Raw genomic sequence first — 15683 nt, forward strand, 5'->3', positions numbered from 1 at the left:
TGGCAGCGTGGCGCTCAGCAGGCGGACGTTCCTGCACGTGGCCGGTTTGACGGGGGTTGCGGCCACGGCGGTGTCGTGTTCGGGTGGGCCGGTGACGGAGCCGACGACCACCGCGCCCGCGAGCCCGGCGCCGTCCACCACCAAGGCGCCCCTGCCCGACTGGGACCGCCTGCGCCGCGTGCTCGACGGCGCGCTCGTGCTGCCCAACGACGACGACTACGACACCGCCCGCCGTTCCTACAACCCGCTGTTCGACGACCGCCGCCCGACCGCCGTGGCGATGGCGTCCTCGGCCGAGCACGTGCGCGCCTGCGTGGAGACGGCCCGCGACGCGCGCCTGCCGATCGCCGCCCGCTCGGGCGGGCACAGCTACGCCGGCTACTCCACCCCGGACGACGGCCTGGTCGTCGACCTGGCCGGCCTGTCCACGGTCGAGGTGCGCGAGGACGGCACCGCGGTCGTCGGCGCGGGCGCCCGCCTGATCGACGTCTACGCCGCCCTGGCCGGGGCGGGCCGGTCGCTGCCCGCCGGGAGCTGCCCGACGGTCGGCATCGCGGGCCTGACCCTGGGCGGCGGCCTCAGCGTGCTGAGCCGCAAGTACGGGCTGACCTGCGACAAGCTGGTCTCCGCCCAGCTGGTCACCGCCGACTCCCGGGGCGTCGTCGCCTCGGCGGAGTCCGAGCCGGAGCTGTTCTGGGCCCTGCGCGGCGGCGGTGGCGGCAACTTCGGCATCGTCACCGAGTTCACCTTCGCCACCGACCCGGCCCCGGACGTCACCGTCTTCACCCTGGACTTCCCGCCCGGCTCGGTCGCCGACGTCGTCGGCGCCTGGCAGCGCTGGAGCGCGGAGGCCCCCGACGAGCTGTGGTCCACCCTGATCGCCAGCGGCGGCGGCCCGCCCCGCTGCCAGGTGCGGGGCTGCTTCGTCGGCTCCCGCCGCGGCCTGACCCCCCTGCTCGACGCCCTGGTCACGGCCGCCGGGACGCGCCCGAGCAGCCGGGCCGCCGAGTCGATGGACTACCTCGGCGCCATGCGCCACTTCGCGGGCTGCGCCGACGGCCCGCTGTCGCGGTGCGCGCCCGGCCGCGTCCCGCGCGCGGCCTTCGCCGCCAGCTCCCGCGTGCTGTCCACCCCGCTGGACGACCCCGCCGCACTGGCCGCCCTCCTCGACGGCCGCGACGGCATGGACCTGCTCCTGGACGCCCTGGGCGGCGCCGTCGCCGCCGTCGGCCCCACCGACACCGCCTTCCCGTACCGCGAGGCCCTGGCCACCGTCCAGATCTACCAGGAGGCCACCCAGGACACCGGCCCGGACGCCGCCCGCGCGGTGGTCGAGGTCCGCGACGGGCTGGGCCGCCTCGGGGTCACCGGCGGCTACGTCAACTACATCGAACCGAACATGCCGGACTGGCCGGTCGTCTACTACGGCCAGAACCTCAACCGCCTGCGCGACATAGCCACCCGTTATGACCCCGACGCGGTGTTCACCTTCGCGCAGTCGCTGACCAGGGCCTGACTCACAGCGTGAGCCCGGAGAGCACGACCGTCTGCTCCTCGGTGAAGTCCGCCATCGCCGAGCGGACGCCCTCGCGGCCGGTGCCGGAGCCCTTGACCCCGCCGTAGGGCATCTGGTCGGCGCGGTAGCTGGGCACGTCGCCGACGACCAGGCCGCCGACCTCCAGCTCGGCGGCGGCGCGGAAGGCCACGGTCACGTCCTTGGTGAAGATGCCCGCCTGCAACCCGTACGAGGTGTCGTTGGCCATCGCGAAAGCCTCATCCACACTGTCCACAACGGACACCACGAGCACCGGCCCGAAGACCTCCTCCCGGCACACCTTCGCCGCGGCGGGCACGTCGGCCAGGACCGCGGGCGTGATCGAGTTGCCGGTCCGCGCCCCGCCGGTCAGCAGCCGCCCGCCGTCGGCGACGGCCTCGGCGATCCACGCGGCCACCCGGTCGGCGTTGTCGGCGTCGATGAGCGGCCCGACCTCGACCTCGGGGTCGTGCGGGTCGCCCACCCCCAGCGACTCCACCGCCGAGACCAGCAGCGGGACGAACTCCTCGGCGACGTCGCGGTGCACGATCACCCGCTGCACGGCGATGCACGACTGCCCGGCCTGGTAGTTGCCGAACGTCGCGACCCGCCCGGCCGCGTGCGCCAGGTCGGTCCAATCCGGACAGACGATCGCCGCGCTGTTGCTCCCCAGCTCCATCACCACGTGCTTGCGCGGCGCGGCGTCCATCAGCCCCCAGCCCACCGCCGTTGACCCGGTGAACGAGATCACCGGCAGCCGCGGGTCCCCGACCATCGCCGACATCGCCGACCCGCGCACCGGCAGCACCGAGAACGCCCCGGCGGGCAGGTCGGTCTCCGCCAGGATCTCGCCGAGGATCAGCGCCGAGAGCGGGGTGGCCGACGCGGGCTTGACGATGACCGGCGCGCCGACCGCCAGCGCGGGCGCCACCTTGTGCGCCACCAGGTTCAGCGGGAAGTTGAACGGCGCCACCGCCAGCACCGGCCCGCGCGGGCGGCGCAGCACCACCCCCAGCCTGCCCTCCCCGTTCGCGTCGGTGTCCAGCCGCTGCAGCGATCCGACGAACCGCCTGGCCTCCTCCGCGGCGAAGCGGAAGGTCGAGACCGCGCGCGAGACCTCGATCGCCGCCCACTTCAGCGGTTTGCCGTTCTCGGCGGTGATCGTCTCGGCGATCTCCTCCGCGCGGGCCGCCAGCGCGGAGGACACGTGGTCGAGCGCAGCGGCGCGCAGGTGCGCGGGGGAGGACCGGAACTCCCTGGCCACCGACGCCGCGGCGGCCACCGCGTCCTCGACGTCCGACGGGCCGGGGACCGACACGGTCGCCACGTCGGTGCCGTCGTAGGGGTGGTGCACGTCCAGGGTCTCGTCGCTGGTGCGCGCCTGCCCGGCCACCCAGAAGGGGCGCGGCTTGGCGACATGCTCGTCGGTCATGCCACAACCGTAGGCCGGACGGCGGCGGGGAGCGCGCCGGAGCTACCATGGCCGCGGCTGACCGACGTTGGTGGCTAGGGTTCCGCCGCTGTCGCCAGCGGGTCTGGTTCGAGCGCCACGGAAAACCGGCGCGCAGGGTGCGCCTGGCAGGCATCTCCGGGAGAGAAACCCAGGGAGGGACCGGTCGGCACGCAGTGCTGGCCGCTGTGTGCCGATACGCGCACGCCCAGCCCTACCGGAAGGCAAGCCGATGGACCGTCCTGTTCTCGTCGTGGACTTCGGGGCGCAGTACGCCCAGCTCATCGCCCGCCGCGTCCGCGAGGCGCAGGTCTACTCCGAGGTCGTCCCGCACACCACCAGCGTCGCCGACCTGATCGCCCGCGACCCCGCCGCCATCGTCCTCTCCGGCGGCCCGTCCAGCGTCTACGCCGAGGGCGCCCCGCGCGTCGACCCCGCCCTGTTCGACGCGGGCGTGCCCGTCTTCGGCATCTGCTACGGCTTCCAGGCCATGGCGCAGAACCTCGGCGGTGTCGTGGAGCACACCGGCACCCGCGAGTACGGCCGCACCGACCTCGGCGCCGACGGCGGCGTCCTGCACGACGCGCTGCCCGCCCGCCACCCGGTGTGGATGAGCCACGGCGACGCCGTCACCAAGGCCCCCGAGGGCTTCACCGTGACCGCGACCTCGCCGGGCGCGCCCGTGGCCGCCTTCGAGGACACGGAGCGGCGGATGGCCGGGGTGCAGTACCACCCCGAGGTCGGGCACTCCCCGCACGGGCAGGAGGTCCTGCGCCGGTTCCTGCACGACATCGCAGGCATCCGTCCCCAGTGGACGGTCGGGTCGATCGTGGCCGAGCAGCTGGAGCGGATCACCGCGCAGATCGGCGACGGCAAGGCCATCTGCGGCCTGTCCGGCGGCGTGGACTCCGCGGTGGCCGCCGCCCTGGTCCAGCGGGCCATCGGCGACCGGCTGACGTGCGTCTTCGTCGACCACGGCCTGCTGCGCGCCGGGGAGCGCGCCCAGGTCGAGCGCGACTACGTCTCCGCGACCGGGGTCAACCTGGTCACCGTCGACGCCCGCGACCGGTTCATGGCCGCGCTGGCCGGGGTGACCGACCCCGAGGAGAAGCGCAAGATCATCGGCCGGGAGTTCATCCGGGTCTTCGAGCAGGCCGAGCTGGAGCTGCAGGCGCACGCGGGTGGGGACAAGTACCGGTTCCTGGTGCAGGGCACGCTGTACCCCGACGTCGTGGAGTCCGGCGGCGGCGCGGGGACGGCCAACATCAAGAGCCACCACAACGTCGGCGGGCTGCCGGAGGACCTGGACTTCGAGCTGGTCGAGCCGCTGCGCGCGCTGTTCAAGGACGAGGTGCGCCGGGTCGGGCTGGAGCTGGGCCTGCCGGAGACGATCGTGCACCGCCAGCCGTTCCCCGGCCCCGGCCTGGGCATCCGCATCATCGGCGAGGTGACGGCCGAGCGCCTGGAGACCCTGCGCGCCGCCGACGCCATCGCCCGCGAGGAGCTGACCGCCGCGGGCCTCGACCGCGACATCTGGCAGTGCCCGGTGGTCCTGCTCGCCGACGTCCGCAGCGTCGGCGTCCAGGGCGACGGGCGCACCTACGGCCACCCGGTCGTGCTGCGCCCGGTCTCCAGCGAGGACGCCATGACCGCCGACTGGACCCGCCTGCCCTACGACGTCCTGGAGCGCGTCTCCACCCGGATCACCAACGAGGTGCCCGAGGTGAACCGGGTGGTGCTGGACGTCACCAGCAAGCCGCCGGGCACCATCGAGTGGGAGTGAGCTGACATAAGCGAAGCGGCGCCGCCCATGGTGGGCGGCGCCGCTTCGGTGAGTGGAGTGGGTGGTCTAGTCGCGGTTGCGGCGCAGGGACAGCCCGATGAACAGCAGCCCGGCCAGGACCGCGCCACCGGCGACGATCCAGCGGAAGTCCAGCACCGGCAGCCACATCTGGCCGTCGCTCAGGACGTAGCCCGCGACCCCCAGGGTGGCCAGGCCGCAGATCATGGTCAGGAAGTCGGGACGGGAACGGGCGGGCTCAGCCACGGCGCACCTCCACGCTGCCAGGACCGGTGGTCTCGGCGTGCAGCTCGATCCTGAGCCCGCCGGGGCCGTCAGGGCCGTTGTCGGTGACCTCGGCGAGCGGGCTGGAGCCGTCCACCGCCTTGCCGAGGCAGTCGACGCTGCCAAGGCCGGACTCGCAGCGCACCACCACGTCGGCGTTCGCCGGGACGGTGACGACGACGTCGCCCACGTCGACCACCGCGCGGGTCACCACCGAGCCCTCTTCTGGCAGACCGGTCAGGTCCACGTTCACCGAGCCGATGTCGCGGACGTACTCCGGCTGCACCTGCTCCAGCGTGAGCGGCTGGGCGTCGATGTCACCGACCCCCGCGCCGGTGAAGCCGTCCGGCCAGGCCACCGTCATGGCGATGCCCAGCGCGGCCAGCGGGGCGGCGAGGCCGATCAGCCCGCGCCCGCCGCGGCGGAACGAGCCGAACACCATGCCGATGCCGAGCACGCCCAGCAGCACGCCGATCACGTGCGGCACGGTCACCCAGCCGCCGAGCGTCGGCCCGGCCAGGACGAGCCCGCCGACGGCCAGCAGCGAGAAGCCGATGGTGACCAGGCCCGCCTTGGAGCGCCGCTGCCGGACCGGGGGTTCGGCGGAGGGCTCGGGCCGGGCGGGCTCGGGCAGGTCCCAGGCGAACGGGGCCGCGCCGAGCGGGTCCCACGCCGGGGGCGAGGTGCGGTAGCCGTCCGCGTCCAGCTCCGGCTGGGCGGTGCTCATGGGCGTCTCCATGGGTTGCGGCGCGAAGACCGGGGCGCACGTGGCGTACTCCGGGGCGCCGGACGCCTGGCCCGGCGCCTGGTGGAGCGACGCCTGGTAGGCCGGTGCCTGGTGGCCCGGCGCCTGGGGGATGGTGCCCAGGTGGGAGCGGCCGCGGTGCAGCAGGTACAGCAGGCCCGCGCCGAGGAGCAGGCCCAGGAACCCGCTGAAGTCCTTGTCGAAGAACCAGCCGAACAGCGGGATCAGCGCCAGGCACAGCATGATCGTGAACGCCGCCGACGTGGCGCTGCGGCCCCGGCCCGCCAGCGACTCCACCGGCGAGACCTCGTCGTCGTCCTCGGGCAGCAGCAGCCAGCCCAGGACGTAGAAGAGCAGGCCCGCGCCGCCGTAGAAGGTGGTGACGGCGAACACGACGCGCGGGATGACCGGGTCGATGCCGTAGCGGCTGCCGATCCCGGCGGCCACTCCCGCCACCTTGCGGCCTTTTCGGGGGCGGCGCGGGCGGGTGGCCCACATGTCCTTGATGGTGTCCTCCACGCTCGCGGCGGGGGATCTCGATGCTCCACTCACGTTGTCGAGAATCGTCCCCGCGGCCGGTGCGCGCATCGGGGAACGACCCTGAATCCGAAGTCAGGGTCGTTCCCGGATGTTGTGGCCGGACCCGCGTGTGAGCATGCTGGTGTGCAGAGTGCTACCAGCGCGCCGGAGGCCGACATCGATCGCACCGCGTCCACCTCGGTGGTGCTGCCCGGACCCGACCGGCTGCGGCGCCGCCGGACCGGGCGCGCCGTCGCGGGTGTGGCGGGCGGGCTGGCCGACCACCTGGGCATGCCGGTGCTGTGGGTGCGCATCGCCTTCGCCCTCACCGCGGCGCTGGGCGGCGCGGGCGTCCTGGCGTACGGGATGTTCTGGATCTTCGCCCCGCAGCAGTCGGTGGACGAGCGGGCGCGCGACATCTCCACGCGCGAGCGGCAGCAGGCCATCGGCCTCGTCGCCCTCGGCGCGGGCCTGACCATCGGCGCGTGGGCGCTCTCCGGCGCGGTCAACGGCTGGGTCGCCGGTGGCGTCGGCGTGACCCTGGTGGGCGCGGCGCTGGTCTGGCGGGAGGCCGACCAGTCGCAGCGGCGCAAGGCCAAGGGCGCGGTGCTCGGCGGCGGCGGGCCCGCCGCGGTCATCCGGGTGCTCTCCGGCGCGGCCTTGGTGGCCGCGGGCATCGCCATCTTCCTGCTCACCGCGATCGGCCTGGACCAGGTCGAGTTCGCCCTGCTCGCGGTGGTCGCCGCGCTGGTCGGCGTCGCCCTGCTGACGGTGCCGTGGTGGCTGCGCCTGGTCCGCGACCTGGGCGAGGAGCGCCGGGCCCGCATCCGCACCGAGGAGCGCGCCGAGATCGCCGCGCACCTGCACGACTCGGTGCTGCAAACGCTTGCGCTCATCCAGAAGCAGGCCGAGTCCCCGCGCGAGGTGCTGAGGCTGGCGCGCGGGCAGGAGCGGCAGCTGCGCACCTGGCTCTACAGCCCCTCGGGTTACGGCAGGCCGCTGCCGGAGGGAATCGAGTCCGAGGCGCTCTCGGAGGTGCTGGCGCGCGTGGCGGGGGAGGTGGAGGACACCTTCGCCATCAGCGTGCAGAGCGTGGTGGTCGGGGACTGCCAGCTCGACGACGGGCTGCTCGCGGTGGTCTCCGCCGCCCGGGAGGCGATGGTCAACGCGGCCAAGCACGCCGGGGTCGGCGAGGTGTCGGTGTACGCGGAGGTGGAGTCCGAGCAGGTCACGGTGTTCGTCCGCGACCGGGGCAAGGGCTTCGACCCCGATGCGGTGCCCGAGGACCGCCATGGCCTGGCCGACTCGATCCACGGCAGGATAGGGCGCAACGGCGGTCGCGTGCGGCTGCGGACCACGCCGGGTGAGGGAACCGAGGTCGAACTCCAGATGCCGCGTGCGAAGGTGAGCGCATGACCGACGAGAACCGTCCTGTCCGGGTGTTCCTGGTCGACGACCACAGCATGTTCCGGGCGGGGGTGCGCGCCGAGCTCGACGCCGCGGGCGCGGACATCACCGTCGTGGGCGAGGCCGGGTCGGTCGGGGAGGCGGTGGCCGGGATCGGCCACCTGCGGCCCCACGTCGTGCTGCTGGACGTGCACATGCCCGACGGCGGGGGAGCGGAGGTGCTGCGCCAGGCGCGGCCGAAGTTCCCCGAGGTGGTGTTCCTGGCGCTGTCGGTCTCCGACGCCGCCGAGGACGTCATCGCGGTGATCAGGGCCGGGGCGCGGGGGTACGTCACCAAGACGATCTCGGCGCTGGAGCTGGCCAAGGCGATCATCCGGGTCTCCGAGGGCGACGCGGTGTTCTCCCCGCGGCTGGCGGGCTTCGTGCTCGACGCCTTCGCCGACCGGCCGGGCGCCGCGCCGATCAGCGACCCCGAGCTGGACCTGCTCACGCCGCGGGAGCGCGACGTGCTGCGGCTGCTGGCCCGCGGGTACGCCTACAAGGAGATCGCCTCGGAGCTGTTCATCTCGGTGAAGACGGTGGAGACCCACGTCTCCAGCGTCCTGCGCAAGACCCAGCTGTCTAACCGCTACGAACTGTCGCGGTGGGCATCGGATCGCCGCCTGGTGTGAGGCGCGGCTCGACCACGACGGTGGCGGCCTTCGGGCGCCGGGTGATGCGGGTCATCGCCACCCCGAGCAGCACGACCGCCATGCCCGCGACGATGCGGCCGTTGAGCTCCTCGGCGAGGAACAGCGCGCCGAGCAGGACCGAGACGACCGGGAGCAGGTAGCCCACGACCGCGGCGTTGGTCGGGCCCTCGTCGGCGAGCAGCCGGTAGTACAGGGCGAAGGCGAACCCGGTGCCGAAGACGCCCAGCACGCCGATGGCCACCAGGACCGGCCAGGTCGGCGCCGCGGTCGGCAGCGGGCCGCCGAAGGGCAGCGCCAGCGCGGTCAGCCCGGCCGCGGCGACCAGCTGGGTGGCCGACATGGCGATCGGCGCTACACCCCTGCCCCGCATCGTGCGGTCGATGTAGGCGTAGGCGACGGCGTAGCTGATCGCGGCGGCGAGGATGGCCAGCGCGCCCGCGCCCGCCAGCCCGGCCTGCCACGGGGCGAAGATCAGCACGGTGCCGCCGAAGCCGAGCAGCAGGCCCGCGAGGCGGACCGGGCCCATGCCGCGGTCGGCGCCGATGGCCACGCCGATCACCAGTGCCCACAGTGGAGTCGTCGCGTTGATGACGCCCGCCACCCCGGAGTCCACCGTCTGCTGGCCCAGCCCGAACAGGGTGAACGGCACGGCGTTGGCGAACACCGCCGCCAGGGTCATGTGCCCCCACGCGCGGGCGCTCCTCGGCAGCCGCTGGCCCGCCGAGTAGCACAGCACCACCAGCACCACCGCGCCGAGCACGCAGCGCGCGACCGAGATCTGCACCGGGCTCAGCCCGGTCAGCGCTATCTCGATCCAGACGAAGCTCGAACCCCACAGCAGGGCCAGCAAGCCCATCCGGACCAGTGTCCCCCGTCCGCCCACCATCGTGACGCTCCCTTCCCCGCGGCACACGGTGCCCTTGTGGACTGCTCAGCACAAGTGAAATGTCCTGGACGGACCCTTAAGCTCGGCTACATGCTCGACGTGCGCAGGCTGCAAGTCCTCCGGGCCGTGGTGACCAGCGGGTCAGTGACCGCGGCGGCGACCAACCTGGGGTACACGCCCTCGGCGATCAGCCAGCAGATCGCCGCCCTGGAACGGGAAGTCGGCATCGATCTGCTGGAACGGCTCGGCCGCGGGGTGCGGCCGACCCCGGCGGGCCTGCTGCTCACCGAGCACGCCGGGCTCATCGGCAGCCGCCTCGCCGAGGCCGAGACGGCCCTGGCGGACCTGCGGGCCGGGGTGACCGGCAGGGTCGTGGTCCGGTACTTCGCCACCGCGGGCGCCGCGCTGGTGCCGCCCGCGCTGGCTCGGCTGCGCGACGAGCACCCCGGCGTGCGGGTCGACCTCAAGCTCATCGACCCCGAGGACCCGCTCATCGAGGTCGAGCGCGGGCACGCGGACCTCGCGATCTTCATCCACCGCTCGAGCAGGCTGGTCTCCCCGGGCGTGCGCACCGTCCACCTGCTCGACGACCCCTACCAGGCCGTGCTCCCGCGTGGGCACCGCCTGGCCGCCAAGCGGGTCCTCGACCTCGCCGACCTCGCCGACGAGCCGTGGGTGGGCAACGAGTGGCCGCCGGGGCCGTGCCTGCGCGTCCTGCTCACCGCCTGCGCCGCCGCCGGGTTCAGCCCGGACGTGGTGGTCGAGAGCGAGGACTACACCACCGCGCAGGGGTTCGTGGCCGCCGGGCTCGGCGTCAGCGTGATCCCGAGGATGGGGCTGGGCAGCAGGCACCCGGGCGTGGTGGTCCGGCCGCTGCGCAAACCCGAGCCCATGCGGGCGATCCACGCCGCGGTCCGGCAGTCCTCTGTGGACCAGCCCGCCGTGCTGGGGCTGCTGACCGCGCTGCGCGAGGCCGCGGCGGAGCAGCTCAGCCGTCGCCGCCGTCGTCGCCCTGGCGGAACGAGTCGATCTTGAGGACGCCGTCGTCGTCCACCAGCTGGAAGGCGTAGTTCTCGACGGACTCCTTGTCGTCCTTGGGCTTGAACTTGACCCGCGCGGTCACCCTGCCGGAGTTGTTGCCGTTCACCCGGCTGACGGAGACCGACTCCATGCGCCCGTAGAACCCGCGGTACTTGTCGTAGTCGCCGGACTGCGCCTGGGCGTTGGGGGTGAGCAGGCCCCACGCCTCGGCGATGCTGCCGGGCAGGAGGCCGTAGTAGTCGCGGACGGCCTTCTCGTAGTCGCCCGCGACCGGCTTCTTCTCGGTCGTCGCCTCCGCCGTGGTCGTGGCCCGCCGCTTCGTCGTGGTGGGCTCGGCCTTGGTGGTCGTGGCGGGGGCGGGCGCCTGCTGCTGCGTGGTGGTGGGGGCGTTGCTCGCGGTCTTGCCGTCGCCCTTGCTCATCAGGCTGGCGATCAGGATGCCCACCAGCACCGCCGCCACGATCGCCAGCACGGTCAGGACCACCGACCGCACGTCGCGGCCTTGGCGACTCGGCGGCGCCTGCCTGCTCTGCTGCTGGCCGTGCGGTCCCGGCCTGCCGTGCGGGCGCTGGGGCTGAGGCGCGGAGGCGCGCATGCCGCCCGAGGGAGTGCGCGGTCCCATCGGCCCCAAGGGTCCCATCGGCCGCTGCTGGCGCACCTGGGCGGAGGGGCCGGGGTCGCTGAACGGGTGCATGTCCAGGCGGGTGCCCGGCGGCGGGGCGCCCTGCGGCGAGCCCATCGGCGGCATGTGCCGCCCGGGGGGCTTGGGGTAGGGGTCGGTGAGCTGGCGGGCGACGGCGGGCACCGTCTTGCCCGCGGCCACCGCGGTCAGCCCGTCGCGGGCGGCGGCCATCGACGGGCGCTCGGTCGGGTCGGCGCGCAGCAGCTGCATCAGCAGGGCGGTCAGCGGACCGGCCTGCTTCGGCGGGCTGATCTTGCCCGCGGCCACCGCGTACAGCAGGGCCAGGGTGTTCTCGCTGAGCCCGAACGGCGAGTGCCCCTCGACGGAGGTGTAGAGGGTGGAGCCGAGGGAGAACACGTCGGAGGACGGCGCCGGGGTCTCGCCCTTGGCCACCTCGGGCGCCAGGTAGGCGGGCGTGCCCGCCAGCATCCCGGTCGCGGTGACGGTGATGTCGCCGGTGGCCCTGGAGATGCCGAAGTCGGTGATCTTGACCGTGCCGTCCTCGGCCAGCAGCACGTTCGCGGGCTTGATGTCGCGGTGCACGATGCCCGCGGCGTGCGCGGCCACCAGGGCGGCGGCCACCTGCGCGCCGATCCGCGCCGCCTCGACCGGGGGGAGGGTGTCCCGCTCGGTGAGGACGGCGGCCAGGCTCTTCGAGGGCAGGTACTCCATGATCAGCCACGGCTGGCCGTCGTGCTCGGCCACGTCGTAGACGGTGATCGCGTTCGGGTGCGACAGGCGCGCGGCGATGCGGCCCTCGCGCATCGCGCGCTGCCGGGCCTCCTCGGCCTGCTCGGCGCTGAGGCCGGGCTGGGACAGGAGCTGCTTGACGGCGACGGTGCGCTGCAGGCGCTCGTCACGGGCCTGCCACACCACTCCCATCGCCCCGCTGCCGATCTTCGACCCGAGCCGGTAGCGGCCCGCGACCAGGGACTGCTCGCTGGACATCGGTGCTCCGGTCAGTTGTTGTTCGGGGGCTTGGGTTCGACGAGGGTCGCGCTCGGCTCCGACGACGTGATGGGGGGCGTCGTCGTCGTCTCGGGGGGCTCGCTGGTGGTGGTCGCTGTCGTGGTCGTCTGGGTGGTCGTCGTCGGCTCCGTGGTCGGGGGAGCCACCGTGGTCGTGGTGGTCGGCTCCGTGGTGATGATCGGAGCGACCGTAGTCGGCTGCTCCTGGGCCTGTGACGTGACCTCCGTCGTGGGCGCGGCCTCGCTGGTGGCGGCAGGCTGGTCGACCACGGTCGTTGTGCCGCCGGGCGGGTTGTTCGCGCTGGTCGTGTCGACCAGGAAGTACGCGCCCAGCGCGATGGCCAGGGCGACGCCCGCGCTGGCGAACATCAGCGGCCGGTGCGACTTGCCCACCGGCGGCGCCACCGGGCGCACCCCGGACCCGGTCCCCACCGACGCGGGCACCAGGCGGGTGGACTCCTCGTCGGGCAGGACCGGCAGGACCAGCGCGGTCGCGGGCAGCTCGGGCTCCTCGCCGCGGCCCACGGCGGCGAGCAGCTCACGGGTGCGCGCCGCGGTGGGCCGGGTCTCGGGGTCGGTGGCCAGCAGGGCGGTCAGCACCCCGGTCAGCGCGCCCGCGTTGACCGGCGGGTTGATCTTGCCGGAGGCGACCGCGTGCAGCAGGCCCAGGGTGTTGTCCATGAGCCCGAACGGCGGCTCGCCCTCGACGGCGGCGTAGAGCGTCGAGCCGAGGGAGAACACGTCGGAGGACGGCGAGGGGTCGCGGCCGACGGCCACCTCGGGCGAGAGGTAGGCCGGGGTGCCCGCGATCAGGCCGGTCTTGGTGACGGTGACGTCGTCGGTCGCCCTGGAGATGCCGAAGTCGGTGATCTTCACCGAGCCGTCGTGGCCCAGCAGGATGTTGCCCGGCTTGACGTCGCGGTGCACGATCCCGGCCGCGTGCGCCGCGGCCAGCGCCGCGGCGATCTGCTGGCCGATGCGCGCGGCCTCGGCGGGCTCCATCGGGCCGTTGTCGGACAGCTCGGCGGCCAGGCTGACCGAGGGCAGGTACTCCATGACCAGCCACGGCGTGCCGTCGGCGTCGACCACGTCGAAGACGCCGATGGCGTTCGGGTGGTGCAGCTTGGCGGCGATGCGGCCCTCGCGCAGGCAGCGGGCGACGGCTTCCTCGGCCTCGTCCGGGGGCAGCCCGGGGGACAGGATGAGCTGCTTGATGGCCACCTCGCGGTTGAGGCGCTCGTCCACTCCGCGCCACACCACGCCCATGGCGCCGTTGCCGATCCGCTCGGCCAGCCGGTAGCGCCCGGCGACCAACCGGCCCTCGTCGCTCATCCGACCGGAACCTCCCTCGCCCACGCCATCCGTCGCGGGCCTGTTTCGTCCATGGCGTCCTGGGCCACGCGGCGATGTCTGACCCAGGGCGGCCGACCGTTCCAGGCTAGGCGTTCACGCTGCGCGCTCGAACGCAGTCCTGGAAACGCAAGGCGATCCCACGGCCGTCACATGGTGTCACAATCCGGGCGGACGGTCGCCCGAAAGCGTGAATCTGCTCAGCCGACCTGCGCAGAGACCAAGGTGACCCCCGCGATTCGGCGCGGTGTGTTGTCAGTCACGTGGAACAACTGCTCGACGCGCAGGGTCTGTCCGCCGATCAGGTGCATTCGCACGACGGCCAGGACGCCGTCGGGCGCGGTGGCCACCTCGAGCACCTCGACGTCGGCCACCCCGGCCCAGCCGTTGATGAACCGGCCGAGGTCGCCGCCGAACTCCGTGCCCGAGAGCAGGGTGAACGCCGAGGCCGGGTCGCTCTGCACCAGCCGGTAGTACTTGCTCACCAGCTCGCGGTCGCTCAGGCCCGCGGTGGCGGGCGTCGTCGGCGCGCCCTGGCCCGCGGCGGGCGCGGTGCCGTCGTTGCCCCGCGCCTCCTCCTCGACCACGATCGCCGTCGTGGCGGCCGTCGCCGCGGGCGGGACGGTCGGGGAGGCGGAGACGCCGGAGACGGCCTGGGCGAGTTCGTCGGGCAGCAGGGCGCGCTGACCGGTGATCGGGGCGGCCGGGCCCGCCATCGCGGGCTCGCCGCGCTCACCGCGCTCGCCGGAGAGCACCGCGGCCGCGGCGACGGTGCCGCACAGCGTCAGCGCGGCGAGGAGGAGCCCGGCCAGCTTGGCCAGCCGCATCCCGCGCGAGTCGGGCTCGTCGGCCGGGATGGCGGGCAGCACGGCGGTGACGGCGTCGGCGTCGTCGGCGGTGTGGGTGGCGGGCCGGACCGGCGGGAAGCGGCCGGTGGCGCGATCGATGAGCTCGGTGGCGTGGATGGCGCCAGAACGCACTCGGCGTCTGCCTGCCCTTGGTCGCTCCACTGCCGCTGTCCTTCGTTTCCGATTCGCTACGGGGCCACACGTACCCTGCTGCCGGGCGCTCACACCACCCTTTCTCGGCTGTTCACCCGATCGAGGCGAGGGGCGCGGAGCAACATCACCCGAAAAGAGTAATGGTGACCCAGAGCACACTTGTTTACCGACGATCAGCCCAGTCGCGGACACCCGGAAGACCAGCGGCCGCGACCGGTCGGCGCATTCCGTCAGGATGCGGCGCTGTCCGCGCTGATCTTGGGGTCCGTGCCGTAAGTGAACGTTAGCTCACGTTCCATCGTGGTCACAGTGCCATCGGTGTGGATCACTGTCAGGGTCGACACGGTGGTCGCCCGGTTGGCGTCAATGGTGATCCGCTGGACCTCCACCCGCCGCACGCCCGCGTAGCGGCGCTCGATGGAATCCGGCCCCTCCCGGTACAGCTGGCCCGCCGTCATCGCGTGCGCGGCGGCCAGGTCCTCGGTCACCTGCCGGTAGTACGCCTCGGTCAGGTCGCCCAGGGCCTCGGTGTCGGTGTTCAGGGGCACCAGCGCGGGCGCGGAGATCGTCGTGCGGGTGGGGCGCGCCGATGTCGCGGCGGACACCGTCGGCTCCTCGGCGGGCGCGGTCTCCGACGCCCCGGAGGACTGTGGCCGCGTCGTGCGGCTCGGGCCGGGGGGCGCGGCGGACGCGGTGGTCTCGCTCGACGGACTCGGGCGCGGGGACGGGCTGGTGGTGGCGGGCGCGTCGGCTGCGGTGGTCTCGGGCGGGTCGGAGAACATGTGCGCCGCGGTCGGCAGGCCGGGCAGGGCGTCGACGACGTCGGGCCTGCGCGGGCCGGTGACCAGGGCGGCGGCGGCGTAGACCAGGCCGACGAGCACCAGCGCGGAGGCGCCCACGGTGAACCAGGCCGCCGTCCGCCAGGTGCGCGGCGGGGTGACCGATGCCGGGATGGTGCCCAGGTCGAACTTGGCCAGCCCGGTGGCGGGCTCGTCGGGGAGGTCGCCGGCCGCTCGGCTGCCGAGCACGGGGCTGCCGAGGGCGGGGCTGCCGGCCACAGGGCTGTCGGCCGCTCGGGTATCGGTCACTCGGCTGTCGAGCACGGGGCTGCCGAGCGCGGGGCTGTCTGCCACTGGGGTGTCGACCACGGGGAAGACGTCGGTGTCGGCGGTGTCGGCGGCGTGGGCGGTGTCGGCGGGGACCGGGCGGTGCCGCCGCGCGAAGGGTGTCCAGGCGTGGCCCCGCCGGTGCCTGCCGCTCTCGGGCCCCTCGGTGCTGCCGTGCCCCCTCGTCATGGTGTGGAGACTCCCGTCGCGCGCGGTCGGCGACGCCCTGTCGCCGAC

At 73.9% G+C, this 15683-nt stretch carries 13 protein-coding genes; 5 read left to right on the forward strand and 8 right to left on the reverse strand.

Features of this window, described 5'->3' with window-relative positions:
• Positions 1-7 precede the first annotated feature (7 nt).
• Positions 8-1516 carry an FAD-binding oxidoreductase gene (locus ACTG9Q_RS20595; protein ID WP_455574462.1) on the forward strand — a complete coding sequence of 503 codons (1509 nt, stop codon included), beginning with the start codon at positions 8-10 and terminating at the stop codon, positions 1514-1516.
• A 1-nt stretch (position 1517) separates the two neighbouring features.
• On the opposite strand, the gene ACTG9Q_RS20600 is transcribed toward ACTG9Q_RS20595, so the two are convergent.
• A complete protein-coding gene (locus tag ACTG9Q_RS20600; protein ID WP_455574463.1) occupies positions 1518-2966 on the reverse strand; it encodes an aldehyde dehydrogenase family protein in 1449 nt (482 codons plus the stop codon).
• Between the two features lie 250 nt (positions 2967-3216).
• Between ACTG9Q_RS20600 and guaA the strand changes: the two genes are divergently transcribed.
• Entirely contained in the window at positions 3217-4767 is a 1551-nt protein-coding gene (guaA, locus tag ACTG9Q_RS20605; protein ID WP_455574464.1) for a glutamine-hydrolyzing GMP synthase, read from the forward strand.
• A 66-nt stretch (positions 4768-4833) separates the two neighbouring features.
• Here guaA and ACTG9Q_RS20610 read toward each other — a convergent pair whose 3' ends face one another.
• On the reverse strand, positions 4834-5031 hold the full coding sequence (locus tag ACTG9Q_RS20610) for a hypothetical protein (protein ID WP_455574465.1): 198 nt from the start codon (positions 5029-5031) through the stop codon (positions 4834-4836).
• The gene (locus ACTG9Q_RS20615; RefSeq protein WP_455574466.1) at positions 5024-6346 is read right to left on the reverse strand and encodes a PspC domain-containing protein; all 1323 of its coding nucleotides are present in this window, start codon (positions 6344-6346) and stop codon (positions 5024-5026) included. Before ACTG9Q_RS20615 ends, ACTG9Q_RS20610 begins: the two co-directional genes overlap by 8 nt.
• Before the next feature lie 144 nt (positions 6347-6490).
• Here ACTG9Q_RS20615 and ACTG9Q_RS20620 point away from each other — a divergent pair, with 144 nt between their 5' ends.
• Positions 6491-7729: an ATP-binding protein gene (locus ACTG9Q_RS20620; protein ID WP_455574754.1), complete on the forward strand. Its 1239-nt coding sequence runs from the start codon at positions 6491-6493 to the stop codon at positions 7727-7729.
• Positions 7726-8391, forward strand: coding sequence for a response regulator (locus ACTG9Q_RS20625; RefSeq protein ID WP_455574467.1), 666 nt, complete (start codon positions 7726-7728; stop codon positions 8389-8391). Before ACTG9Q_RS20620 ends, ACTG9Q_RS20625 begins: the two co-directional genes overlap by 4 nt.
• Here the strand turns inward: ACTG9Q_RS20625 and ACTG9Q_RS20630 are convergent.
• Entirely contained in the window at positions 8342-9268 is a 927-nt protein-coding gene (locus ACTG9Q_RS20630) for a DMT family transporter (RefSeq protein ID WP_455574468.1), read from the reverse strand. The genes ACTG9Q_RS20625 and ACTG9Q_RS20630 overlap by 50 nt on opposite strands.
• 120 nt (positions 9269-9388) lie before the next feature.
• Between ACTG9Q_RS20630 and ACTG9Q_RS20635 the strand changes: the two genes are divergently transcribed.
• A complete protein-coding gene (locus ACTG9Q_RS20635) occupies positions 9389-10333 on the forward strand; it encodes a LysR family transcriptional regulator (RefSeq protein WP_455574469.1) in 945 nt (314 codons plus the stop codon).
• Here the strand turns inward: ACTG9Q_RS20635 and ACTG9Q_RS20640 are convergent.
• The 4 genes from ACTG9Q_RS20640 to ACTG9Q_RS20655 form a co-directional block, all read right to left on the reverse strand.
• On the reverse strand, positions 10287-11969 hold the full coding sequence (locus ACTG9Q_RS20640) for a protein kinase domain-containing protein (RefSeq protein WP_455574470.1): 1683 nt from the start codon (positions 11967-11969) through the stop codon (positions 10287-10289). The genes ACTG9Q_RS20635 and ACTG9Q_RS20640 overlap by 47 nt on opposite strands.
• 11 nt (positions 11970-11980) lie before the next feature.
• Positions 11981-13321: a serine/threonine-protein kinase gene (locus ACTG9Q_RS20645; RefSeq protein ID WP_455574471.1), complete on the reverse strand. Its 1341-nt coding sequence runs from the start codon at positions 13319-13321 to the stop codon at positions 11981-11983.
• Between the two features lie 218 nt (positions 13322-13539).
• A complete protein-coding gene (locus ACTG9Q_RS20650; RefSeq protein WP_455574472.1) occupies positions 13540-14319 on the reverse strand; it encodes a hypothetical protein in 780 nt (259 codons plus the stop codon).
• A gap of 251 nt (positions 14320-14570) precedes the next feature.
• The gene (locus ACTG9Q_RS20655; protein ID WP_455574473.1) at positions 14571-15635 is read right to left on the reverse strand and encodes a hypothetical protein; all 1065 of its coding nucleotides are present in this window, start codon (positions 15633-15635) and stop codon (positions 14571-14573) included.
• Between the last annotated feature and the right edge of the window lie 48 nt (positions 15636-15683).

The sequence above is a fragment of the Actinokineospora lacus genome (assembly GCF_053813445.1).